Source organism: Flavobacterium adiutor (assembly GCF_048282555.1).
Classification (GTDB): Bacteria; Bacteroidota; Bacteroidia; order Flavobacteriales; family Flavobacteriaceae; genus Flavobacterium.
In genome coordinates this window covers 2095000-2118292 of record NZ_CP182487.1, presented here as the reverse complement: position 1 = coordinate 2118292, position 23293 = coordinate 2095000, and the positions used below count along the sequence as shown (strand labels likewise).

Genomic DNA, 23293 nt, shown 5'->3' with positions numbered 1-23293 from the left:
CCTCATTAAAACAATTCGCACAGCACCAGTCTAAGATGGAGGTGGCAGTGAATACTGAACTTAAAACACTGCATATAAAACAAGTCATTAGTTATCATAATACGGCAAACGATTCTTTAGATTCCATTGTTTTAAATGACTGGAATAATGCGTTTTCTGACAAAAATACGCCTCTGGCTTTACGTTTCTCAGATGAATTTTATAAAGGTTTTCACTTAGCCAGACCGGAGGAGAGAGGAAATACAACCATAATTGAACTGACAGATACCCAATTTATGGCACTCGAATGGCAGAGAACAAATGAAAATCCTGATCTAGTTATAATTAAACTGAAAAAAAAATTGCCTCCAGGTAGCAAAATTGATTTACACCTTGCCTATATTGCCAAAATTCCGAGCGATAAATTTACACGTTACGGCTATAATCAAAATGGTGGTATGAACCTGAAAAACTGGTTTTTGAGTCCTGCCCGTTTTGAAAATCATAATTTTGTAAAATACCACAACTATAACCTTGATGACATTGCCAATGCTGTCACTGATTACGAATTAGAAATAAAAGTCCCGAATCAATACACCATCACTACAGATCTTGATTCAGTTTCAAAAGACTCTTCTGCTCCTGATTTTAGCACCTATCTTTTTTCAGGAAGCGGCAGAACAGATTTTAATTTATCTATCGAAAAACAAAATAGCTTCAACAGTTATAATAATGGTGAACTTGAAGTTCTTACCAATTTAAAAAACAAAAGACTTGATGAGATACAAAAAGCAATAATCATTAATAAAATAATCACTTTTGCGAATGATTTTATTGGAAAATATCCCCATAAAAAAATTATGGTATCTCAGACAGATTATGACCGGAATCCTTTTTACGGACTAAATCAGCTTCCATCGTTTATGAGTCCGTTTTCGGATGATTTTATATTTGAAATAACATTTTTAAAAACATTTTTGAATAATTACCTACAATACAGCCTTCGTCTGGATCCACGAAAAGACAATTGGATTCATGACGGAATCCAGATTTATACAATGATGAAATTCATGGAAGAAAACCACCTGGATCAAAAAATGCTAGGCAGGCTTTCCAAAATGAAATTGTTTAAAAGTTATAATATTACCAATCTGACTTTTAATGAGCAATACAGTTATTATTATATGCTTATGGCTCGTAAAAATCTTGATCAGCCATTGGGTGATCCAAAAAATACGCTTATAAAATTTAATGAACAGATTGCAGGCAAATATCGTGCGGGCTTAAGCCTGAGTTACCTGGACGATTACTTAAATCATAATATCGTGCCTGAAAGTCTTCAGGAATTTTATAACTTAAACAAGATACAACAAGTAAACCGGTATGATTTTGAAAAAATACTGACCCAAAAAAGCCCCAAAAAAATTGACTGGTTTTTTGAAACTATTATTGGTTCACGCGAAATCATAGATTATAAATTTGAAGATGTTTCCAGAAGCAAAGACAGTATTACTTTTTCGATAAAAAACAAAACAAATACATTTGTCCCGGTGCCGGTTTATGGACTCAAAAAGAATAATATCGTTTTCAAGCAATGGATCGAACCCCAAAAGAATGATTCTATTTACGTTTTCGAAAGAAAAAATGCTGACAAAATTGTTTTAAATTACAATAATGAAGTTCCTGAATACAATCAGCGAAACAACTGGAAATCGTTGAAAAGTCTGGTAATTACGAATCGTCCAATTAAATTTAATTTTTCGAAAGATTTAGAAGATCCTTATTACAATCAAATATTATATGTACCTACACTTACTTATAATTATTACGATGGTCTTACTCCCGGAATACGTTTACATAATAAAACCATCTTAGAAAAACCATTTATATTCGACATCAACCCTTCTTATTCTATTAAGGCGGGAACTTTTTCCAGCTCATCAGCTTTTTCATTTAATCATTATTACAGACAAAGCAGGCTTTACAATATCAGGTACTCTATAAGTCAGAATTACTTTCATTATGCACCAGATGCCACTTATTTCAGACTAAACCCAATGGTTCAGTTTCGAATCCGGGAGAAAGATTTCAGGGATAACAAAAAACAATTCATCATCGCACGTCAGGTAATTGTAAACAGGGAAGCGAGTGAATATATAACTGATAATTCAAGCCCTAATTATTCTGTTTTTAATCTTCGGTACATCAATACCAAAACCGAATTGATTAACCATTTTAGTTTTATTACAGATGCGCAGTTTTCAGGAGACTTTGGGAAATTAGCAGGAGAAATTGAATACAGAAGGTTATTTGAAAATAATCGTAAATTAAATTTGAGGTTATTTACCGGATGCTTTTTATATAATACAACCAATTCAGATTATTTCAGCTTTGGTTTAGACCGCCCAACCGATTATCTATTTGACTATAATTTCTACGGAAGATCTGAAAGTACAGGTTTTTTTAGCCAGCAGTATGTTATTGCCGAAGGAGGATTTAAATCTATGATCCAGCCCAGATATGCCAACCAATGGATGACTACTTTAAACGCAAGCTATTCAATATGGAACTGGATAGAAGCTTATGGCGATCTGGGTTTCACAAAAAACAAACACCAAAATCAACACTTTGTCTATGATAGCGGGATACGTTTAAACCTTGTACCTGACTATTTTGAGGTTTTTTTCCCTGTTTATTCCAATAATGGATGGGAAATTTCACAACCAAATTACAATCAAAAAATCAGATTTGTTATCACATTGTCTCCCAAAACATTAGTCAATCTTTTCACCCGAAAATGGCTTTAATCGTTCGTATTTTAAACAAAAAGATAAACAATTATCAAATTAACATCTTTTTTAATGCAAATTATTTAAAAAAAATACGTAGTTTTTTGAATTTACCTATAAATAATTAAATTATATTTATTTTAATGAATTATGATTATTGGTAGATTTTGAGTAATTTTGCAACCTTAACATGACCCTTCCAGATTATGATTACAGAAAAAAGCAATACTATATTAACCTTTGAGGATTTTAAAACTGAAGTATTAAATGACTATAAAATTGCAGTTACCAGCCGGGAATGCAGTCTGTTAGGCCGAAAAGAAGTATTGACAGGAAAAGCCAAATTTGGAATATTTGGTGATGGAAAAGAAGTACCGCAGCTAGCCATGGCAAAAGCTTTCAAAGACGGTGATTTCCGTTCAGGATACTATCGCGACCAGACCTTTATGATGGCTATTGGGGAGTTTACCCCCAAACAATTTTTTGCAGGTTTATACGGCCACACCGATTTAGATTTTGATCCAATGTCGGCCGGAAGACAAATGGGCGGGCACTTTGTAACACATAGTTTAAACGAAGACGGTTCCTGGAAAGACCTCACAAAACAAAAAAACTCAAGCTCAGATATATCGCCTACAGCCGCACAAATGCCAAGATTACTGGGATTGGCACAGGCTTCAAAAATTTACAGAAACGTTGACGGAATCGAAATCAAGGACAAATTTTCTGTAAACGGAAATGAAGTGGCCTGGGGAACTATTGGAAACGCCAGTACTTCTGAAGGTTTGTTTTTTGAAACCATAAATGCTGCAGGAGTTTTACAGGTTCCGATGGTAATGAGTATCTGGGATGACGAATACGGAATTTCTGTACACGCTAAACACCAGACTACCAAAGAAAACATCTCTGAAATCCTAAAAGGATATCAACGCGATGAAGATTCTGAAGGATATGAAATTTTAAGGGTAAAAGGCTGGGATTATGCCGAACTGGTTTCTACTTACGAAAGAGCCGGTGCTATTGCACGTGAGCATCATATTCCTGTCTTAATTCACGTAAATGAACTTACACAGCCGCAAGGCCACTCTACCTCAGGATCGCATGAGCGTTATAAAAATGGTGAAAGATTAGCCTGGGAAAAGAATTATGACTGTATCCGTCAAATGCGTTTATGGATGATTGCTACCAATATTGCATCGCCTGAAGAACTGGATGAAATTGATGCCCAATTGAAAAAAGAAGTTCTGGAAGCTAAAAAAGAAGCCTGGAATCTTTTTATTAACCCAATTATTGAAGACCAAAAAAATCTTTTGGCTTTATTAGAGCAAATTGCAGAAGCAAGTATCAATCATAAAGATAGAATTCAGAAATATATTGGCGAATTAAAAGCAATCAAAGCGCCTTTAAAAAAGGAAATGCTGGTTACAGCCCGCAAAATTTTACGCTTTATTGAAGTTCCAAACAGTAAAATATTATTGTCTGAATGGATTAGAAATTATATCGGAATTACACAGGAAAAGTTTAGCAGCAACCAGCATTCTGAATCGTCTCAGAACGTTTTTTCAGTTAAAAAAGTACTTCCTGTTTATGCTGAAAATGCCAAGCCTGATTTAGACGGAAGAATGATACTTCGTGATAATTTTGACGCCTTATTCAGCAAATATCCTGAAGCCTTAATTTTTGGTGAAGACGTTGGAAACATTGGCGACGTAAACCAAGGCCTAGAAGGTATGCAGGAAAAATACGGTGAACTTCGTGTTGCCGATGTAGGAATTAGGGAAGCTACCATTATTGGCCAGGGAATTGGAATGGCCTTGAGAGGTTTACGCCCAATAGCCGAAATTCAGTATTTAGACTATTTATTGTACGCCATTCAGATTATGAGTGATGATTTGGCTACTTTACAATACAGAACGGTTGGAAAACAAAAAGCACCATTAATAATCAGAACCCGTGGACACCGTTTAGAAGGTATCTGGCATTCAGGTTCTCCAATGGGAATGATTATTAACGCTATTCGTGGAATCCACGTTCTGGTTCCTAGAAACATGACTCAGGCAGCGGGCTTCTACAACACACTTTTAGAATGCGATGAACCCGCTTTAGTAATTGAATGTTTAAATGGTTATCGTTTAAAAGAAAAAACACCTTTAAATTTTGGCGAATTCAAAACACCAATTGGAGTTGTAGAAACTTTAAAAGAAGGTACTAACATTACATTAGTTTCTTACGGATCGACTTTAAGACTGGTTGAACAGGCAGCCAATGAACTTTTAGATTTAGGAATTGACTGTGAAGTAATTGACATCCAGTCATTGCTCCCTTTTGATATAAATAAGGATATTGTAAAAAGTATCGCCAAGACAAACCGCCTTTTAGTAATTGACGAAGATGTTCCGGGTGGAGCTTCGGCCTTCATTTTGCAACAGATTCTCGAAGAACAGGATGCTTATAAATATCTTGACAGCAAACCACAAACTCTTTCTGCAAAAGCTCACAGACCAGCTTACGGAACTGATGGTGACTATTTCTCAAAACCTTCTGCTGAAGATATTTTTGAGAAAGTTTATGATATGATGCATGAGGTTAATCCGGCTAAATTTCCAAACTTATACTAAAAATTTAAATATTCTAGATATTAAAACGCTCCAAAATTGGAGCGTTTTATTTTGCTTTTTTACTCAAAGTTTGTCATTTCGACGAAGGAGAAATCACACTAGAAGCTCGACAAAGATTAGCTATTTACTTTTGCGGAAATTTCTTGTGTGATTTCTCACTTCGGTCGAAATGACAAGATTACACATAAAATCTGTTTTATCAGCGTTCAATTAATTGATTAAATATCTCTCAATATAGCTCTAGCCTTTTCCAAATCCTCAGCCGTATCAATCCCAATTCCGACATGGGTTGTTTCGACCATTTTAATTTTTTTTCCGAATTCCAAATAACGTAGCTGTTCTAGTTTTTCGGAAGCTTCGAGAGATTTCATTGGCAGGCTGTAAAAGTCTAATAACGCCTGTTTTCTAAAAGCATAAATTCCGATATGCTGAAAATATCGCACGCCAGCATCCTTATCTCTCGGATACGGAATGACAGAACGTGAAAAATACAACGCAAACTGCGACTGGTCTACTACTACTTTTACATTATTCGGATTATTGATTTCATCTTCGTCTGTAATTTCACGCATTAGCGAAGCTAAATCAATCTTTTTATCCGGATCATTTTTAAAAACAGACAAAACCTGCTCCAAAGGTCCGGCTTCTGTAAAAGGTTCGTCTCCCTGAACATTTACCACGATATCAACATCAAGGTTAGCAACAGCTTCTGCTATTCGGTCACTTCCTGATTCATGCTCTTTGATACTCATAATGGCTTTACCTCCATTCGAAACAATTTCATCAAATATCAAATCAGAATCGGTTACAACAAATACATCATCAAACAATTGTGTTGAAACTGCCGCTTCATAAGTTCTTAAAATTACCGTTTTGCCACCCAAATCCTGCATTAGTTTTGCAGGGAAACGTGTTGATGCATATCGTGCCGGAATTACCGCTATTATTTTCATTTTTATGTCATTGCGAGGAACGAAACAATCTCATCCTCATTATTAATTTATTTTTTATTCTGCGAATCTTTGTGAAATCTTTGCGCGCCTTTGAGTAATAAGTCTTTCACAAAATTTCATAAAGAATCACAAAGCTCTTTTTATATGATTTTTACAGAAGTCATACTCAATGAACCGGCCAATAACTTATCATTAAACAAATCCAATTCATCTGTTTTATCTTTTAATCCTAAAGTATAAAGTAAAGGCAAATAATGATCCGGAGTAGGAATCGCCATTTGAACTGCTTTACTCATTTTTTCGAAATCTATTAATGGTTGAAAATTGCCATCCAACAGATAACGATTCACCGTTTCTCTGGCTTCAATTGCCCAGTCGAAACCGTAATTGTCTTTATCGAAATTCCTGAAATCAACCAATCGCAAGTTGTGAACGATATTTCCGCTACCGATAATCAGAACACCTTTGTAACGAAGCGACTGCAGTTTCTTTGCCAGTTCAAAATGATACTGACCTGATTTAGTATAATCAATGCTCAGCTGAATTACCGGAACGTCTGCGTTTGGGTATAAATGTTTGATTACGCTCCATGCCCCGTGATCCAACCCCCAGTGTTCGTCTAAATCGACCAAAACCGGATCTAATATTTTTTGGGTTTCCAGGGCCAGTTCCGGACTTCCTTTTGCAGGATATTGTACATCAAAAAGCGCCTGCGGAAAACCTCCAAAGTCATGGATCGTTCTTGGCATCTGCATCGAAGTCACTTTTGTACCTTTCGTAAACCAATGCGCCGAAATACATAATATCGCATTCGGCTGAGGCAACATTTTGGCCAGATTGCGAAAACCGGTCACAAACTGATTTTCTTCAATGGCATTCATGGGGCTGCCGTGTCCTAAAAACAGTACCGGCATTTTATCGGTATTCGAAAACGTTGAAGAAATCGAATGTAAGTCGTTTAGTGTTGTCATGGTAAATAAATTTAAACACAAATTGCACAGATTTTCACTAATCTTAATCTAAAATCAATTCGTGTTAATTTGTGAAATTAGTGTTTTTATTCCTCAAAACTCTCATCTTTAAATCCTATCAAATATAGCTTATTTTTAGCACGTGTCATAGCCGTATAAAGCCATCTGATGTAGTCACAGTCTATTCCGTTTGGGAGATACGGCTGTTCGATAAAAACCGTATTCCATTGCCCTCCCTGCGATTTATGACAGGTTATGGCGTAAGAAAATTTAACCTGCAGACCATTAAAATATTCGTTTTCTTTTACTTTTTGGAATCTTTTGTATTTGGTTGTTTCGGCTTCATAATCTTTCATCACCTCTTCATACAAACGATTGGATTCTTCGTAGGTCAATGATGGAGATTCACTTTTTATAGTATCCAGAATCAAAACCGTTTCAAAAGGTTTCTGATGCGGATAATCGACCATTCTGATTTTGACTTTCGCAAAAGTAAATCCGTACAATTCTTTGATTCCAAAAAGTTCCAGAACTTCAATAATATCTCCATTTGCAATAAATCCGGCTTCATCGGTTTCCTTTAGCCAGAAATAATTATTCTTTACTACCATCAAAAAATCTCCTACCGAAAGTTCGCTTTCTTTAAACAATATTCGGGTGCGGATTTGCTCATTATACTGGTTTGCTCTTTTATTCGAACGCACAATAAAAGCCGTATCTTCAATACTGTAATTGCTGTATGCGGTATTAATTGCATCCTGAATATCGTAACCGTCCGTTAAACGAACAATGTCTTTGAACTTTTTTACATTAAACCTGAATTCAGTTATAAACGATTCTTTTAATAACTCACGCAATTCGGTAGCATTAAATAAAATCCCTGAACTTTCTTCCTGACGCATAACCTCATCCAGTTCAATATGCTCAATTTCTTTATCGTAATGAACTCCTAAAGTCTGAATATCCAGAGCCGGGCTAATGTCTAAATTTACCGGAGGCAGCTGAGCCGTGTCTCCTAAAAGAATCATTTTGCAGTTGGTTCCGGAATACACATAATGAATCAAATCGTCTAAAAGAGAACCGCTATCTAAAGTACTGTCTGAAATCATTGAAGCCTCATCAACAATAAAAATGGTATTTTTATGTTTATTGACCTGTTTCGTAAAAGCCACACCTCCACCCGATGATTTCTTAGGAAAATATATTTTTTTATGAATCGTAAATGCCGGATTATTCGAATAATTCGCAATCACTTTTGCCGCACGGCCAGTTGGTGCCAGCAGAACATATTTTTTATTGATATCCCCAAGATTATTTACAATGGTCGAAATCACAGTAGTTTTTCCGGTTCCTGCATATCCTTTTAGTACAAAAATGGTATCGTTTTGAGGTTCGGTTAAAAAAATGGCAATTTTCTGAAAAAAAATATCCTGTTTGTATGTTGGTGCAAAGGGAAATCTTTTTTGCAGAACACTATAAAATAATGCTGAATTCATAAGGTGAAATTGAAATACAAAGGTCGGTTTTTTTAATGGCATTTTCAAAAATCAATGGCAAATGTCAATTACAAAAAAAATCAATTCTCACTAGAATAATAATTCAAAAAACAATCAAATAGAAACTATCTGCCCAGGTTATTTATTGTTTATGAGGTTGCAGTAGATTTAACCTTTGACATTGATATTGATATTGACATTGCCTTTTGCCTTTGATATTTGTTATTTTTTTTATTTGTAAGTTTGTCTGCGAATTAAATTCTTGCTCAAGCTGCAAACAAGTAAGGAATCATAAATACAATTATGGCATTTCAAAACACCAATATTACATCCAAACTTTATAAAAAACTTTCTATTCAGGTTTCGCTGACCGGATTTTCTTTCTGCTGTTTCGACACGTTAAACGATAGAATTACTTCTTTCAGTGAAATTAAATTTGACCCCTCAAAAAAAACAATTAAAATAGAGGATCATTACGCAGAAGCTTTCAAAAAACATTGCGAATTAAAAGATACCTATGATGACATTATGGTCATTCATAATAACAATTTTTCAACTTTTGTACCTGCGGCTCTTTTTGATGAAAATTATCTTGGCAGCTATTTGCAATACACCACAAAAGTTTTTGAAACTGATTTTTTTACCTACGATGAAATTTCCAATTACGAAATGAATGCTGTTTATATCCCGTATATAAATATCAATAACTTCCTGATTGACAATGTAGGATCTTTTGATTACAAACATGTGAACAGCATTTTAGTCGAAAAATTACTTGAAGCTTCAAAAAATAACGACGCCAGAAAAATGATCGTTAATTTTAATCCGGAACATTTTGAAATCATTGTAGTTGAAAATCAAAAACTGCTTTTATTCAATTCTTTTGAATACCAGACTCCGGAAGATTTTATTTATTATTTACTTTTTACAGCCGAACAACTGAGTTTAAATCCGGAAATTTTTCCACTTGAATTATTAGGCACTATCAATAAAAATGATCCGTTTTATGCTATTGCATATAAATACATCCGCAACGTATCCTTTTTGGATGTAAGCACTTTACAGCAAAAAAATAGCTTCTCTACTGCAGAAAATCAAAAACATTATATCTTATTTCAATCATGAGAATCATTTCTGGAAAATACAAAGGACGCCGCATTTTTCCGCCAAAAAACCTTCCTGTAAGACCTACGACTGACATGAGCAAAGAAGCATTATTTAATGTTTTGAATAATCATTTTAGTTTTGACGGCTTAAAGGTTTTGGATTTATTTTCCGGAACCGGAAACATCAGTTATGAATTTGCCTCACGCGGAAGTGCCCCAGTTACAGCTGTCGATGGCGATTTTGGATGTGTGAAATTTATTAAACAAGTAGCAGCAGAATATGATTTTGATATTGCAGCCACCAAAAGTGATGTTTATAAATTTCTGGAAAACTGCAAAACTTCTTATGATATTATATTTGCCGACCCACCTTACGGATTAGATCAGGCGGCATTTGAAAAAATTGTTCTGACCGTTTTCGAAAGAGAATTACTCCATGAAGACGGAATGATGATTATCGAACATTCTAAGTATACCAAAATGGATCATTTGAGTAATTTCTCTTTTCAGAAAAGTTATGGAGGCTCCTTTTTTAGTTTCTTCGAATTAAACTCCACTGATGATGACGAAGAACTTCCGGATGATTCATCAATAAAAGCAACAGAAGACGACGAAGGATAATTTTCTTTTTTTATAAAAAAGAGGCTGCCGGAACTTTTTCGGACAGCCTCTTTTATTTTAACTCAGTATGAATTCTAGTGAACTACATCAAATCGATCCAGGTTCATTACTTTATTCCATACAGCAATAAAATCGTTGATGAATTTTTCCTGTGCATCACTGCTGGCGTAAACTTCGGCAATGGCTCTTAATTCTGAATTAGAACCAAAAACAAGATCTGCACGTGTACCCATCCATTTTGGCTGGCCCGTATTGCGGTCGTTTCCGGCATAAAGTTCCTTATCATGAGATAAAGCCTGCCATTTTGTATTCATATCCAGTAAATTCACAAAGAAATCATTAGTAAGCTGACCCGGACGATGTGTGAAAACACCATTTTTACTTCCGTCAGTATTGATATCCAAAACACGTAGCCCTCCTAAAAGCACAGTAAGCTCAGGTGCAGTAAGTGTCAGTAAATTTGCTTTGTCTATAAGAAGTTCCTCAGTAGATACTGTCGATTTTGTACTTCTATAATTACGGAATCCGTCTGCTTTAGGCTCCAGATAACCAAAAGATTCAATATCTGTCTGTTCCTGAGAAGCATCCATTCTGCCTGGTGTGAAAGAAATATTAACGGAATGTCCTGCATTCTTAACAGCCATCTCTATTCCAGCATTACCCGCTAAAACGATTAAATCTGCTAATGAGACTTTTTTTCCATTTTCTTGTGCAGCATTAAATTCTGTTTGAATACTTTCAAGTTTGTCTAAAACCTGTTTAAGCTGTGGCGGATTATTTACCTTCCAGTCTTTTTGAGGTGCCAGTCTGATTCGTGCTCCATTTGCTCCCCCACGTTTATCAGAACCTCTAAAAGTAGATGCCGATGCCCACGAAGTAGCAACTAACTGTGAAATACTTAAACCCGAATTCCGTATTTTTTCTTTTAATTGAGTACTATCATTTTCATCAATTAAGATGTGGTTTACTTCCGGAATAGGATCCTGCCATAATAATTCTTCCTGAGGCACATCAGATCCCAGATATCTTGAACGCGGTCCCATATCCCTATGTGTCAGTTTAAACCATGCACGTGCAAAAGCATCTGCAAAAGCATCTGGGTTTTCCAGAAACTTGCGGGAAATCTTTTCATAAGCTGGATCAAATCTTAATGATAAGTCGGTTGTTAGCATTGTAGGAAGGTGCTTTTTAGAGCTATCAAATGCATCAGGAATAACAGGCTCCGCATTTTTAGCTACCCATTGGTGAGCTCCCGCAGGACTTTTAGATAGTTCCCATTCAAAACCAAATAAATTTTCGAAGAAATTATTGCTCCATTGCGTTGGCGTTTTTGTCCACGTTACTTCCAATCCGCTTGTGATGGTGTCTGGACCTTTACCTGAACCAAAATTATTTTGCCAGCCAAAACCTTGTAGTTCTATTTCGGAAGCTTCAGGCTCCTTATCTACATAATCAGCTGAAGCTGCTCCATGTGTTTTTCCAAATGTGTGTCCTCCTGCAATCAACGCTACTGTTTCTTCATCATCCATTGCCATACGTCCGAAAGTATCCCGAATGTCTTTGGCTGCAAGAACAGGATCAGGATTACCATCTGGTCCCTCCGGATTTACATATATAAGTCCCATTTGTACTGCAGCAAGAGGTTTTTCAAGATTTCTGGAGTGAACTTGCCCATCTGCATTGTCATCAGATGATACTACTCCATGATCTTTCGGTACTCCATCTGAACCATCAGCATAACGTTCGTCTCCTCCGAGCCAAGTGGTTTCAGAACCCCAATAAACTGATTCGTCCGGCTCCCAAACATCTGCCCGTCCTCCGGCAAAACCAAATGTTTTAAAACCCATAGATTCCAAGGCAACGTTACCGGTTAATATCATTAAATCTGCCCACGATATTTTTCGTCCATATTTTTGTTTGATTGGCCATAATAGTCTTCTGGCTTTATCAAGACTTACATTGTCAGGCCAGCTGTTAAGAGGTGCGAAACGCTGTTGTCCTGCACCGGCTCCCCCCCGCCCATCATGTACACGATATGTTCCTGCGCTGTGCCACGCCATACGAATAAACAAACCACCGTAATGACCAAAATCTGCCGGCCACCAGTCCTGTGAATCCGTCATAAGGTCATGCAAATCTTTTTTTAACGCGTCAAGATCCAAAGTTTTAAAAGCTTCAGCATAATCAAAATCATTTCCCATTGGATCTGATAAAGAGGAATTCTGTCTCAGGATATTTACTTTTAACTGTTTCGGCCACCAGTCTCGGTTTTTTGTTCCTGATGCCGCCGCTTTGTCTATGCTGCCATTATGAAAAGGGCACTTACTGATGTCATTTGATTGATTTTCCATACTATACTTTTTTGATTTATATATTTTGTAATGACTTTTAACTAAATGCTAATTTACAATCTAAACAGAAGAAGACTATGTGTTATCTATATTATATCAATCTACTTTTATAGGTAAAATCTATTAAAAAAGAGGGTAATAAAAGTGCTATCCAAAATAAAACAACTGATAATCAAGATATTGTTATTAAATCAAAGCATTATAATGATAATAAAGCCTGAAATAAGAATGTCAAAAATGATTAATGAAGTTAACGAATTTAAGTCAAATAAAAAAGTTAATAAAATCTCAAAACAAGGAATCAAATAAAGCAAATAGAATATAAATCAAATATCTGATTCATAAATCGACTCTGTCATAAAAAGTATGTAAATTGAAAAGTTAAGGCTTTGATTTTATAATCTGAGCCTTGACTTTTCAATTAGAATAGTACTGTCAAACTGTTTATTTAGCGTGTAATGATTTCAATTGCTTGTAAAATTATCTGGATTTTTTCAAATGAAACTGGTAATTGCAATCCGTTTTTTAGTATGAGACTTCCTCCATCAGATTTATTGTAAGCCTTAATAAAACTAATATTTACTATATAGGATTTATGGTTTCTTATAAAATTTTGATCAATACACATTATATCTTCAAATTTTTTTAAATTTCGACTTACGAGATGTTTTTCTCCATCAGAACAAATTATTTCAGAGTAAGCTCCTTCGCCTTTAATACAAACTATTTTGTCTTTCTCTAAAAAAACCAAACTGTTTCCGGTAGGAACTGCAATTTTTTTAAAGGTGTCCTGTTTGATGTTTTCTTTCAAAATAGAATAATTTTCGAGTTTTTCTTTGGTTTTAGAAAATCGTATTATGGCATCCCTTAGTTCATTCGGGTTAATGGGTTTCAATAAATAATCAACTGCAGAAAACTTAAAAGCCTGAATTGCATATTCCTGATAAGCTGTTGTAAAAATTATTTTAAAATCGATTTCATTTTCATCAAAAAAGTCTAACAATTCTAAACCACTATGCCCTGGCATTTCTATATCTAAAAATACTAAATCTGGTTTGTTTTTTCTAATGGCTTTTACTCCCTCAGGCAAGTTCTCACAAGAAGCAATTACCTCAACATTTGTACAGTATTCTTCAATTAGTAATGTTAAATTTAGCCTGGCTCGTTTTTCATCATCAATAATTATTGCCTGAATCATATTTCTAAAGGTATTTTTATGATCACTTTTGTTCCGGTTGGTATTTCATTTACACTATATTTATCGATAATTTGTATTGAAATATTTTTATGAGTGTATTGATTAATCAGATCAATTCTGTTTTGCAGTGCATCGGTAGCAAAAGACTGATGCCTTTTGTTCTTAATTTGTTTTAATTCATTGCTTTTTTTTCTGCCCACGCCATTGTCATCAACTGTAATAATTAAATCCTCCTTAACGGTTTCAAACAAAACCTTTACTTCTTTGTATCCTGACCGGTGCAACAATCCATGCTTGACTGCATTCTCTACAAAGGGCTGTAAAAGCATCGACGGTATTTTTGTGTTTTCTGTATCAACATTTGAGAAGGCAAAAACAGTAAAACTAAAATCATCTTCGAATCTAACTTTTTCAATTTCAAAATACAAGGTTAATGTTTTGATTTCATCAGCAATACTTATCCAGTCTTTTTCTGTCATTTCAAGAATGATCCGGGTCAAATTGGAAAATTTTGATAAATAATCAATAGCTTCCTTTTTTTCGTTAGCCAGAATATAAGATTGTAATGTATTTAGTGCATTATAAAAGAAATGTGGGTTCATTTGCGATTTAATTGCTTTCAGTTTGGATTGATTTACATTTTTTTCCAAATTCATTTTATCAAGTAATAACTGGTTTCTTTTTTGAATCCTCGCTATTTGCCATTCATAAATTAAAAACAAAATGGATAGAAATAAAATTATCACGAAAGCAATAAAACTATATTTTAACCAAAAAGGTTTTTTAATTTCTATCTTTAAGGAGGTTATTTCAGATTTTTTGTTTTCAAATTCTGTTTGAAAACAAATTGTATAAGATCCAGGTGAAAGAGAACTTAATTTAAAGTTACGGCTATCATCCTCTAATAACTGCCATCTTTCTGAATTAATTTTATAATAGAGGCGATTAACCTGATTGGGAATAAAAGATAAAATTGAAAAATTTATTTTTAAGTTATTCTGATCAAAAGCTAAATTCTCTAACTCTTTTTTTGTTTTAATTACTCCATTTACTTCAATAATATTAACTACAAATTTAGGTCGGTTTGCATTGTTAACATTGTTGCTGTCTAAGATCAGAAAACCATGAGTGTTGGCTAAAATAACTTTTGATGCGTTTCTGGCTATATCGCTTATTTCAAATTCAGGGTTTAAAGCTATTACTTTTTTAGATTTTTTCGAAATGAAATGATATTCATAAATACTGCATGGAGTAAATAAATAGAGATAATCTTTTATTATTTTAAATTTAATTACCCTTTCACTGTTAGTTAATTTTTTTGTGTCAAATAATTTTATTTCATTAGTTGGACTTATTGAATATAGCTGTTCATTTGTTGTCAACCCAATAACCTGATTACCAAAACATTTAATCTTATAAAAATAAAGTGATTTATTATCTTTTTTTAATTCCTTTTTATAGTTTCTATTTACCAGAAAGAGACCTTTGCTGGTTGCAAAATAAACAGTTTGATTAAACGGATTGTAAGTGGCTGATTTGCCCTGAACACCATTGAGAAGACTATAAAAATTAGTTGTCTTGGTGTCAACGGCAGCATTGTTTTTTAAATAATTATCCCAGTTACTTTTATTATCAGAGACCCTGTAAAAACCGCAAACACCACTTGCAGCAAATGCAAAAAATGACTGGTCTATTTTTTGGGCATCTTTTACTGCTAAAATATCTTCTGTTTTATTTTTTGCATAAAAGTCAAAAGTCTTAAACGAATTAGAAGTAAATAATACCTTTTGATGTAAGCTGTCCAGGCTTAAAAAATATACTTCGTGATTCGTACCTCCATCAAAGATTTTGTTAAACTTAAACGAATTAAGATCTGATTTGTAAATATTGTCGTTTGTAGTACCAATAAATAATTGATTGCCACAAACCGAAATAACATTGGCTCTCTTTTCAAAAGGAATAAAATTGTTTTTTATTGATGGCACAAGCAACAAACCTTCACTTATAGTTGAAAACCAATAATTTTGATGTATATCTTTAAACACATAGGAAATATTGAAATCTTTAAAATAAGTATTTTTTGTATTAATCTGATCGTCTTGATATCTTATAACGCCCTGAGTGGTACAAATCCAATTTGTTTCATGATCATAAGCAAGGTTTTGAATAAAGTTAAACTTTCCTTCAATTTGTTTTTTTATGAATTTCGTTTTATCAAAAACAAAAAAATGTTTTGCATACTTAGATACAAATAAAAGTCCTTTAGGACTATCCTGAAAAATTGGAGCCGGAAAATTTTCATAAAGCTCTTTCTGAAGTGGAACTGACTTTTTTTTCAGGTTTTTATCAATAAGGATAAGATCTTTACCCATCAAATAAAAAATATTTTTTGAACAGTGAGTCGCAATGAGATCCTTGGTATTTAATGCTATTTTTTTCTCAATTTTCAAATCTTTTAATCTGTAAGCTGCTAAATAATCTCTTTCGATTACTAAAAGATAGTCATTTGAGATCCCAAATTTCACATAACCTATTGTATTTGTATTATTTAACGCTTTTAGTTTTCCATTTTCTACATAATATAGATATCCATCAAAATTACTATACCAAATACGACCGTATTTATCTTCTTTAATATTAGATCCTGATTTAGACGTTTGAAAATCAGCTGTAAAGGAAAGAAAAGTTTTACCATCAAATCTACAAATACCCTGATTAGTAGCAAACCACATAAACCCTTTAGTATCCTGAAAAATATCATAAACATTGTTAGAAGGAAGCCCTTTTGATTTATCAATTTTATAATATAATGGATTTTGGCTCCAGGAAATTATGGAGAATAATAAAAAATAAAAGACAAGCAGGTGTTTTTTTATCAGCATTTATGCAAAAATAAAAATTTATAAACAGGATAGTATTTTGAGTTTACAAAAATAGTTTTTCGGTTAACGATGTTTTTCTGATTAACTCAAAAGAGGTGTTTGTTAACTGCTCTAAAGTCTTTTTGTATGACTAATTAGCTTTGCGGCATCATAAAACATAAACATCAATGAAAAACAATTATTTGAAAACAGCATTACTTGTGGTTTCAATTGTTCTAAGCATGAATCAGAGTCAGGCACAATTTGGAAAACTGATTAATAAAGTTGCCGAAAAAACACTAGGAACTCCAGAAGGAGATGCTAAAAAAGCTTTTATTCCTAATAAAAAAGAGCAAAAAATGCTGGATGAAGATGCAGCGGATTCCTTTTTAGAAAAGCAAACTTTTAAAAAAGAAGGTTCAAGCGGAATTTATTATTTTTCGGCTCCAGTAGGAGTTCGAAGCAAGAATACAGAAAAAATATACGCCGTCAAAAAAGTGTATTTAGAGTTTGATGATGCTAATTACAAAGTGAATTTGTATACACGCTATCATTTTGGTAAAACTGGAGGCGAAGCCATCGAAGCGTGTGGCTGGGGAAGTTCCGGAATAGATGCTAAAGCCAGAGCCGTGCTATTCAAACAAATGAAATCTAAAGGATTATTACATTACAGAGAAGCAGCTTTTGTTGATTTTGCCTATGTACAATACAATAGTCAAAATCCAACCGAAGGTGTGACAAAAGGAAATATAAAGGGATTACTGCAATTAGAACCAGGACTTTTTTATGCTGCTGATGAACCTTACGCAGCTTCAGGAGGAAACCCTTATGGACATAATTTATTTGATACTCAGGCTTATTTGTTTATCTACAAAGAAGGTATGCAGGATAAAATCAAAAACTATCCCCCTTCAAAAATTATTCAAATTTTTAAGGACATGGAGAAGAAAAAAGAAGACGCTTATTCTGCCAATGTAACTTTACCTCAAAAAGCAACACCGGCACAATCTCCTTCACAAAAAGCCATGATGGACGCCGTAAAAAAACGCGTAGCGGATTACAGCTGGAAAGAAACACCAATTTATTGTTACACTACAAGCGAATGGCTGCCTCAGTACCAAATGCTACCAAACAGAGAAGGCAAATACATGAGAACCTTAACATCCCGAATTATGGCTATTGTAACCGTATTTAAAAAACCTGACGGTAGTTGCGGATTCATGAAAATGCAAATCGAACAGATGAACTCTTACAGCACAGGTGGCGATTTAAAAGAAAATTACACTACACCTCCTGTAGATCATGCAAACTCCGGAATGGATCCTATTGCTTGTGAAAAAGCTAACATATACAAACCTAAACAATAAAAAAATGAAAAACATCATTAAAATAACACTGATTTTTTTAAGCTTTTTTTCCATTTCATCCTGCTCTAAAGATGATGATACTACTACTGCAATATCATTGGTTGGAAAATGGGAATACTATAAAACTGGTTCTAATGAAGATAGATTAAGCATTTACGAACATTTGTGTTCTACAAAAAATGATTTTATAGAGTTCACCCAAACTTCTTCCGCAGAAACTTCCTATGGCAGTGGTTGCGAAACCTACACTGGTACTTATCCTTCTTACAAAAATGAAAGTAATAGGATTACTTTTTATAAAGGAGGCAATCAAGTCGATTTTTATTACGAAATCATTTCCTTAACTGAAACCGAGTTAAAAGTAAAATTATTTTACAATACCGATACTTCAGCCAGACAAGTAATCGTATTTAAAAAAGTAAATAAAAACACAAGCAATAAATAAAAATGAAAAAAATTCTATCTACAAGTTTATTAATTTTAGTAACAGTACTATTTTTCTCTTGTTCCAGCGATGACGAGAAAACAACCGAACCAACAATCATAGGAAAATGGGAATTTTATAAATTGGGAAGCGTAAATTCAAACGGTATAGAAAATCTAGTTGATTACAATAACTATTGTACTTCAGAAAACGATAATATTGAATTTACTACATCTAACTTTTCAGAAACATATCACGGTTCCAATTGTCAAAAAAATGCTGGTGGAGGCACTTACACCAATGAAAACAATACCATTAGATTCTACTATTCAAAAAATAATGAAGGCTCTTACTATTATGAAATTATCTCTTTAAGTGCTAGTGAATTGAAAGTGAAAAAAATCTTCAATAATGCTGATGTAAGCGTTAGCAAAACTACAGCTACATCTGGTAAATTAGCCAGTTCAACAGAAATTGTTCTTTTTAAAAAAGTAATTGAGACTAAAAAATCTTAAAATGAAAAAAATCTTAACTACAAGTCTTCTCGTTTTAGTAACAGCACTATTTTTCTCTTGTTCCAACGATGACGAGAAAACACCCGAACCAACTATTATTGGAAAATGGGAATATTATAAAGACGGAAGTATGAACTCTGCCGGAGAAGAATATTGGGTTGATTATAATAAAATTTGTACAACCCAAAATAATTTTATTGAATTTACTGCGTCTAACTTTTCGGAAACAAACTATAGTTTCGGATGTCAAAAATATAACAACAGTGGTACTTATACTAATAAAGACAAGGAAATTAGATTTTTTTATAACGGAAATGCTGAAGCTACTTTTTACTATGTAATCTTGTCTGTAAGTGAGACAGAACTTAAGGTAAAAAAAATCTATCCAGGTGCTGTATACGTTAGTAAGCCGACCGCAACTACAACACCATTATTACTTTTTAAAAGAATAAATGAAACCAATAAATAAAAGAAAATGAAGAAAATAACAAACGTAGCCTTACTTATTTTGGCAACTACAATGTTTATCTCCTGCTCAAATGACGATGCTTCAGCAGATTCAAACGTAGTGGGTAAATGGGAGTTTTCAAAAGTACTTACTTATAATGAACTAAATCAGGAAGTATTTGAAGACTATAATCACAATTGCTCAACTAATAAAAATTTTATTCAACTGGATTCAAAAGGAGAAATCAAAGAAAACTTTTATGATGGTGATTGCGAAGTTGAAATTAATGCCTGGACCTATAAATACAAGGACAACATCATCAAATTATATAACGGAAGTACCTTAATAAGTTATCAAATAAAAGTTCTGTCTCTTACCTCAAAAGAAATGAAAATAGAATACATTTCAAATTCTTCTTCTCAGAGAAAAGGAACTAATACCTATATTTTAGTCAAAAAATAATTATTTGTCCGGCTGAATATTTTAGCCGGACATTATTTTAAAATTATGGCTTTTGCAGATGACAGCAACTTTTATTTGAATCAGGCAAAAAAATATTGCGAAAATATTCATTCTACTGTTGTTGAAGTTGAATCTGGTAGTCAATTAATCTTTATTCCCAAAACGAAAGAGAAATTCTCGTTTTCAACCACAGGTTTATTATGGAAGATTCTGTTTTTCAACGGAATAACAAAACCAGAATTAATTGATGTTACAAATTTACAAGAGGAAATGATTAGAGTTTATCATAAATCAAAAAAACACTAAAATTCTATTTGATTTTTAAAACCAGATGTTAACTAACTTCTATCCGCTTAGTATTTGACGCACTAAGTATTTTTAAATATTACAAGTTATTATTGGGGACAATCTATCATCATAACAAAAAATGTTTGGGTTATTATTTTTGTTGTGTTTTTATTAAATACAAGCGGGTATTTTATTTTGTCTGGAATAAATTTTGAATTTAAAATCGATCATTTTCAACTCGTTGACTTCGAAACCAGATTTGGTTAACTGAAAAACGCTCTTGCTAAACTCAGCTTATCTTCGGTCTTCTGATAGATTAATTTTGGTTACTGAATAATCTAAAAAACAACTTTATGAAAAAAATTTTACTTTCTATTTTTTTAATAAGCTTTACTTATACTAATGCTCAGACACTCATAAAACATTATACGTTTGATGGAACATTGTATGACACCACTAATCCTTTAGTTGACAGATTTATAATTAGCGATGGGAGCGCCAATGCTCATGCTGTAAATTATGCAACAGGGAGACATGGTATCGCGAATAGTGCTATTGATCTTAGTGCAGGTACATCGCTTTATTCAGGTATGAGTAATCTGCCAACAGGTACATCAGCCCGAAGCATTGTTATGTGGGTAAAATTCAAAGACTTCCAGTTTATACAATATGTATTTAGCTATGGCACAGCTTCTAATGGCAATTGTTTTGGATTAACGATCAACAACTACAATCAATTAGAACAATATAACTGGGGATCAGGCTATAGTATTATCCATGACTTTACAGCTAATGCACCTGGCGATTGGCATCATTTTGTTATTTCGTATGATAGTACTAATATCAAAATTTATCTAAACGGACAATTACTCAAAACACAAGCTCTGGCTATAAATACATCAAATGGATATTTTTACATTGGCAGTACTCCGAGTATTTTCAGTTCGCGCAGCATAAGAGCCTATATAGATGATCTTCAAATTTACAATGGAGCACTTTCTGATGCACAGGTTACTCAATTATATAACGGAGCCAGTCTGGGAGTTGCCGATTTTCAATCTGGTCATTTAAATGCTTCCGTTTATCCTAACCCGGTAAAAGAAACCCTTAACATTCACCTTGAAACAGAACTAAAATCAGTTGAAATATACAACCCTCAGGGGCTAAAAATTAAATCTTCAAACCAAAAACAAGTTAATGTATCAGAACTGAGTCATGGTATTTATTTTGTTCGAATTGAAGATCAAAACTCTCATGTTGTCACTCAAAAATTTTTTAAGAACTAATACCATACAAAAACTCCTTTAATCCCTTTTGGTTTTATTTCACGGAGTTATAAAATGAATTATAAATGCCGCAAAATCTTTAAATAAAAAATGAAAAAAAGTTTACTATTATTACTATTATTACTTTCTGTTAATTTATCTAACGCCCAATCCTGGACCAATATCCCGGACCCTGCAAATACAAGCTGGAATGCCAATCATTTTTATAGTACCGCAACAATAGGCAATGATGTTTATATCGCTTATCAAGACGCTGGAAACGGAAATAAAATTTCTGTCCGAAAGCTATCAGGCTCTACTTACAGTATGTTTAGTGAGGCATTAACCTCTGGCGGGGCAACAAATATAAAGCTTAAAACTTTCAACAATACATTATATTTAGCTTATACAGATTCTGCAAGGAATCAAAAAATGACTATCATGAAATACAACGGAACTTCATGGCAATTAGTAGGAAATGGTGGTTTTACCAGTGCAGCAGTAGTGACTATCGATTTTGATTTTGATAGTAATGGTAATATTTATGCTGTCTATAATGATTTATTCTATACCGGAAAAGCTACTGTTTCAAGGTTCAATGGTACTTCTTGGAGTGTTTTTGGTCAGGCAGGTTTTTCATACGATAATGCTCAGGCAGGTTTATCAATTGCTATAGACAGAAGCACGGATAAAGTTTATGTTGCGGCTATAAATTCTACTACTTACACCATCAGAACCTATGAATACGATGCGTCTAATTTTATTTTCTCTCTCCATAGCCAACTCAATGGTACATCGACAGGAACCAAAATTATTTCAAATTCTAATGGAAAATTATTTTTGTTAATGCAGTCTGGACAAAACTATCAGGTTTTTAAACACAATGGAAGTTCCTGGGCTGGTGTTGGTTCGTTATTTTCTCCGGGAGTTAGTTCAAACTCATTTGATATAGCCGTATATGGAAATGATTTATATATGTTTCATGCTTATAATAGCAGTAATACCAATGGTCTATCTGCTTTTAAATATACTGATGGAACAAGTACTTCATGGACTCAGCTAAGTACTTCGTTCGGAAGTAACGAAAACGTAGGTGCTTTTCTTTATGGCCGAATTGTAAAGACCGATGATAATAAACTCTATGTTACAGGAAAAAATGATTCTAATCTTATTCCATATGTCTATAAATACGATACTTCATTAGGCGTAGATGATTTCGAAAACGGGCTAAAAGTATCCTTGTATCCTAACCCTATAGAAAACATTTTAAATATCGAATTAGAAAACGAAATCAAATCGGTTGAAATATACGACATCCAAGGAATCAAAATTAAGTCTTCAAGCCAAAAGCAACTAGATGTATCAGCGTTAAGCCAAGGCGTTTATTTCGTCAGAGTCGTAGATGAAAATAATCTGATCAGTACTAAAAGAATCATCAAAAAATAAATCCACATTGTTATTACTACGATTCATCAAATTGATTCATTCAAGCTTTTTAAACGATTTTAATTTCTTTACTAAGCCGTTCTTTTGAGCGGCTTAGTTTTGTTTATATCAATATTCACAGATCATTATGTAAAT

The 23293-nt window shown here is 33.6% G+C and carries 18 protein-coding genes; 12 read left to right on the top strand and 6 right to left on the bottom strand.

The genetic code is table 11. The features are described from left to right. Positions 1-35 precede the first annotated feature (35 nt). Positions 36-2786 carry an aminopeptidase gene (locus tag ACNC7R_RS09165; RefSeq protein ID WP_417943155.1) on the top strand — a complete coding sequence of 917 codons (2751 nt, stop codon included), beginning with the start codon at positions 36-38 and terminating at the stop codon, positions 2784-2786. Positions 2787-2974: 188 nt separating this feature from the next. Then, entirely contained in the window at positions 2975-5386 is a 2412-nt protein-coding gene (locus ACNC7R_RS09160; RefSeq protein ID WP_417940658.1) for an alpha-ketoacid dehydrogenase subunit alpha/beta, read from the top strand. Positions 5387-5604: 218 nt separating this feature from the next. Here ACNC7R_RS09160 and kdsB read toward each other — a convergent pair whose 3' ends face one another. From kdsB to ACNC7R_RS09145, 3 genes are all read right to left on the bottom strand, one after another. Beyond that, on the bottom strand, positions 5605-6339 hold the full coding sequence (kdsB, locus tag ACNC7R_RS09155; RefSeq protein WP_417940655.1) for a 3-deoxy-manno-octulosonate cytidylyltransferase: 735 nt from the start codon (positions 6337-6339) through the stop codon (positions 5605-5607). A gap of 140 nt (positions 6340-6479) precedes the next feature. Beyond that, positions 6480-7310: a 4,5-DOPA dioxygenase extradiol gene (gene ygiD / locus ACNC7R_RS09150; protein ID WP_417940653.1), complete on the bottom strand. Its 831-nt coding sequence runs from the start codon at positions 7308-7310 to the stop codon at positions 6480-6482. Positions 7311-7396: 86 nt separating this feature from the next. Next, a complete protein-coding gene (locus ACNC7R_RS09145; RefSeq protein ID WP_417940651.1) occupies positions 7397-8806 on the bottom strand; it encodes an ATP-dependent DNA helicase in 1410 nt (469 codons plus the stop codon). Positions 8807-9109: 303 nt separating this feature from the next. Here ACNC7R_RS09145 and ACNC7R_RS09140 point away from each other — a divergent pair, with 303 nt between their 5' ends. Next, positions 9110-9931, top strand: coding sequence for a DUF3822 family protein (locus ACNC7R_RS09140; RefSeq protein WP_417940649.1), 822 nt, complete (start codon positions 9110-9112; stop codon positions 9929-9931). Further along, the gene (locus ACNC7R_RS09135) at positions 9928-10533 is read left to right on the top strand and encodes an RsmD family RNA methyltransferase (RefSeq protein WP_417940647.1); all 606 of its coding nucleotides are present in this window, start codon (positions 9928-9930) and stop codon (positions 10531-10533) included. The genes ACNC7R_RS09140 and ACNC7R_RS09135 overlap by 4 nt, the downstream gene beginning before the upstream one ends. A gap of 74 nt (positions 10534-10607) precedes the next feature. On the opposite strand, the gene katG is transcribed toward ACNC7R_RS09135, so the two are convergent. The 3 genes from katG to ACNC7R_RS09120 all read right to left on the bottom strand — a co-directional run bounded on the left by katG (position 10608) and on the right by ACNC7R_RS09120 (position 16964). Next, positions 10608-12884 (bottom strand): catalase/peroxidase HPI, encoded by a 2277-nt coding sequence (gene katG / locus ACNC7R_RS09130; RefSeq protein ID WP_417940645.1) that lies wholly within the window; start codon positions 12882-12884, stop codon positions 10608-10610. Between the two features lie 448 nt (positions 12885-13332). Beyond that, complete coding sequence (locus tag ACNC7R_RS09125; RefSeq protein ID WP_417940643.1) at positions 13333-14082, bottom strand: LytR/AlgR family response regulator transcription factor; 750 nt, start codon at positions 14080-14082, stop codon at positions 13333-13335. Then, positions 14079-16964, bottom strand: coding sequence for a histidine kinase (locus ACNC7R_RS09120; RefSeq protein ID WP_417940641.1), 2886 nt, complete (start codon positions 16962-16964; stop codon positions 14079-14081). The genes ACNC7R_RS09125 and ACNC7R_RS09120 overlap by 4 nt, the downstream gene beginning before the upstream one ends. Before the next feature lie 167 nt (positions 16965-17131). Between ACNC7R_RS09120 and ACNC7R_RS09115 the strand changes: the two genes are divergently transcribed. The 8 genes from ACNC7R_RS09115 to ACNC7R_RS09080 all read left to right on the top strand — a co-directional run bounded on the left by ACNC7R_RS09115 (position 17132) and on the right by ACNC7R_RS09080 (position 23158). After that, on the top strand, positions 17132-18310 hold the full coding sequence (locus ACNC7R_RS09115; protein ID WP_417940640.1) for a hypothetical protein: 1179 nt from the start codon (positions 17132-17134) through the stop codon (positions 18308-18310). A 4-nt stretch (positions 18311-18314) separates the two neighbouring features. Beyond that, a complete protein-coding gene (locus tag ACNC7R_RS09110; RefSeq protein WP_417940639.1) occupies positions 18315-18755 on the top strand; it encodes a hypothetical protein in 441 nt (146 codons plus the stop codon). A gap of 2 nt (positions 18756-18757) precedes the next feature. After that, on the top strand, positions 18758-19249 hold the full coding sequence (locus ACNC7R_RS09105; protein WP_417940638.1) for a lipocalin family protein: 492 nt from the start codon (positions 18758-18760) through the stop codon (positions 19247-19249). Between the two features lies 1 nt (position 19250). Continuing rightward, entirely contained in the window at positions 19251-19718 is a 468-nt protein-coding gene (locus ACNC7R_RS09100; protein WP_417940637.1) for a hypothetical protein, read from the top strand. 6 nt (positions 19719-19724) lie between these two features. Then, a complete protein-coding gene (locus tag ACNC7R_RS09095; RefSeq protein WP_417940635.1) occupies positions 19725-20159 on the top strand; it encodes a hypothetical protein in 435 nt (144 codons plus the stop codon). 45 nt (positions 20160-20204) lie between these two features. Continuing rightward, on the top strand, positions 20205-20465 hold the full coding sequence (locus ACNC7R_RS09090) for a hypothetical protein (protein WP_417940634.1): 261 nt from the start codon (positions 20205-20207) through the stop codon (positions 20463-20465). A gap of 335 nt (positions 20466-20800) precedes the next feature. Further along, positions 20801-21733 carry a LamG-like jellyroll fold domain-containing protein gene (locus ACNC7R_RS09085; protein ID WP_417940633.1) on the top strand — a complete coding sequence of 311 codons (933 nt, stop codon included), beginning with the start codon at positions 20801-20803 and terminating at the stop codon, positions 21731-21733. Positions 21734-21823: 90 nt separating this feature from the next. Beyond that, positions 21824-23158: a T9SS type A sorting domain-containing protein gene (locus tag ACNC7R_RS09080; RefSeq protein WP_417940631.1), complete on the top strand. Its 1335-nt coding sequence runs from the start codon at positions 21824-21826 to the stop codon at positions 23156-23158. Positions 23159-23293 lie beyond the last annotated feature (135 nt).

What these genes read in the sequence shown, in the direction of transcription:
- ACNC7R_RS09145 (WP_417940651.1), bottom strand. Translation starts at nt 8,806, where the DNA reads ATGAATTCAGCATTATTTTATAGTGTTCTGCAAAAAAGATTTCCCTTT.
- ACNC7R_RS09160 (WP_417940658.1), top strand. Translation starts at nt 2,975, where the DNA reads ATGATTACAGAAAAAAGCAATACTATATTAACCTTTGAGGATTTTAAA.
- ACNC7R_RS09125 (WP_417940643.1), bottom strand. Translation starts at nt 14,082, where the DNA reads ATGATTCAGGCAATAATTATTGATGATGAAAAACGAGCCAGGCTAAAT.
- ACNC7R_RS09095 (WP_417940635.1), top strand. Translation starts at nt 19,725, where the DNA reads ATGAAGAAAATAACAAACGTAGCCTTACTTATTTTGGCAACTACAATG.
- ACNC7R_RS09090 (WP_417940634.1), top strand. Translation starts at nt 20,205, where the DNA reads ATGGCTTTTGCAGATGACAGCAACTTTTATTTGAATCAGGCAAAAAAA.
- ACNC7R_RS09105 (WP_417940638.1), top strand. Translation starts at nt 18,758, where the DNA reads ATGAAAAAAATTCTATCTACAAGTTTATTAATTTTAGTAACAGTACTA.
- ACNC7R_RS09165 (WP_417943155.1), top strand. Translation starts at nt 36, where the DNA reads ATGGAGGTGGCAGTGAATACTGAACTTAAAACACTGCATATAAAACAA.
- ACNC7R_RS09085 (WP_417940633.1), top strand. Translation starts at nt 20,801, where the DNA reads ATGAAAAAAATTTTACTTTCTATTTTTTTAATAAGCTTTACTTATACT.
- ACNC7R_RS09115 (WP_417940640.1), top strand. Translation starts at nt 17,132, where the DNA reads ATGAAAAACAATTATTTGAAAACAGCATTACTTGTGGTTTCAATTGTT.
- ACNC7R_RS09110 (WP_417940639.1), top strand. Translation starts at nt 18,315, where the DNA reads ATGAAAAACATCATTAAAATAACACTGATTTTTTTAAGCTTTTTTTCC.
- ACNC7R_RS09080 (WP_417940631.1), top strand. Translation starts at nt 21,824, where the DNA reads ATGAAAAAAAGTTTACTATTATTACTATTATTACTTTCTGTTAATTTA.
- ACNC7R_RS09120 (WP_417940641.1), bottom strand. Translation starts at nt 16,964, where the DNA reads ATGCTGATAAAAAAACACCTGCTTGTCTTTTATTTTTTATTATTCTCC.
- ACNC7R_RS09140 (WP_417940649.1), top strand. Translation starts at nt 9,110, where the DNA reads ATGGCATTTCAAAACACCAATATTACATCCAAACTTTATAAAAAACTT.
- ygiD (WP_417940653.1), bottom strand. Translation starts at nt 7,310, where the DNA reads ATGACAACACTAAACGACTTACATTCGATTTCTTCAACGTTTTCGAAT.
- kdsB (WP_417940655.1), bottom strand. Translation starts at nt 6,339, where the DNA reads ATGAAAATAATAGCGGTAATTCCGGCACGATATGCATCAACACGTTTC.
- ACNC7R_RS09135 (WP_417940647.1), top strand. Translation starts at nt 9,928, where the DNA reads ATGAGAATCATTTCTGGAAAATACAAAGGACGCCGCATTTTTCCGCCA.
- katG (WP_417940645.1), bottom strand. Translation starts at nt 12,884, where the DNA reads ATGGAAAATCAATCAAATGACATCAGTAAGTGCCCTTTTCATAATGGC.
- ACNC7R_RS09100 (WP_417940637.1), top strand. Translation starts at nt 19,251, where the DNA reads ATGAAAAAAATCTTAACTACAAGTCTTCTCGTTTTAGTAACAGCACTA.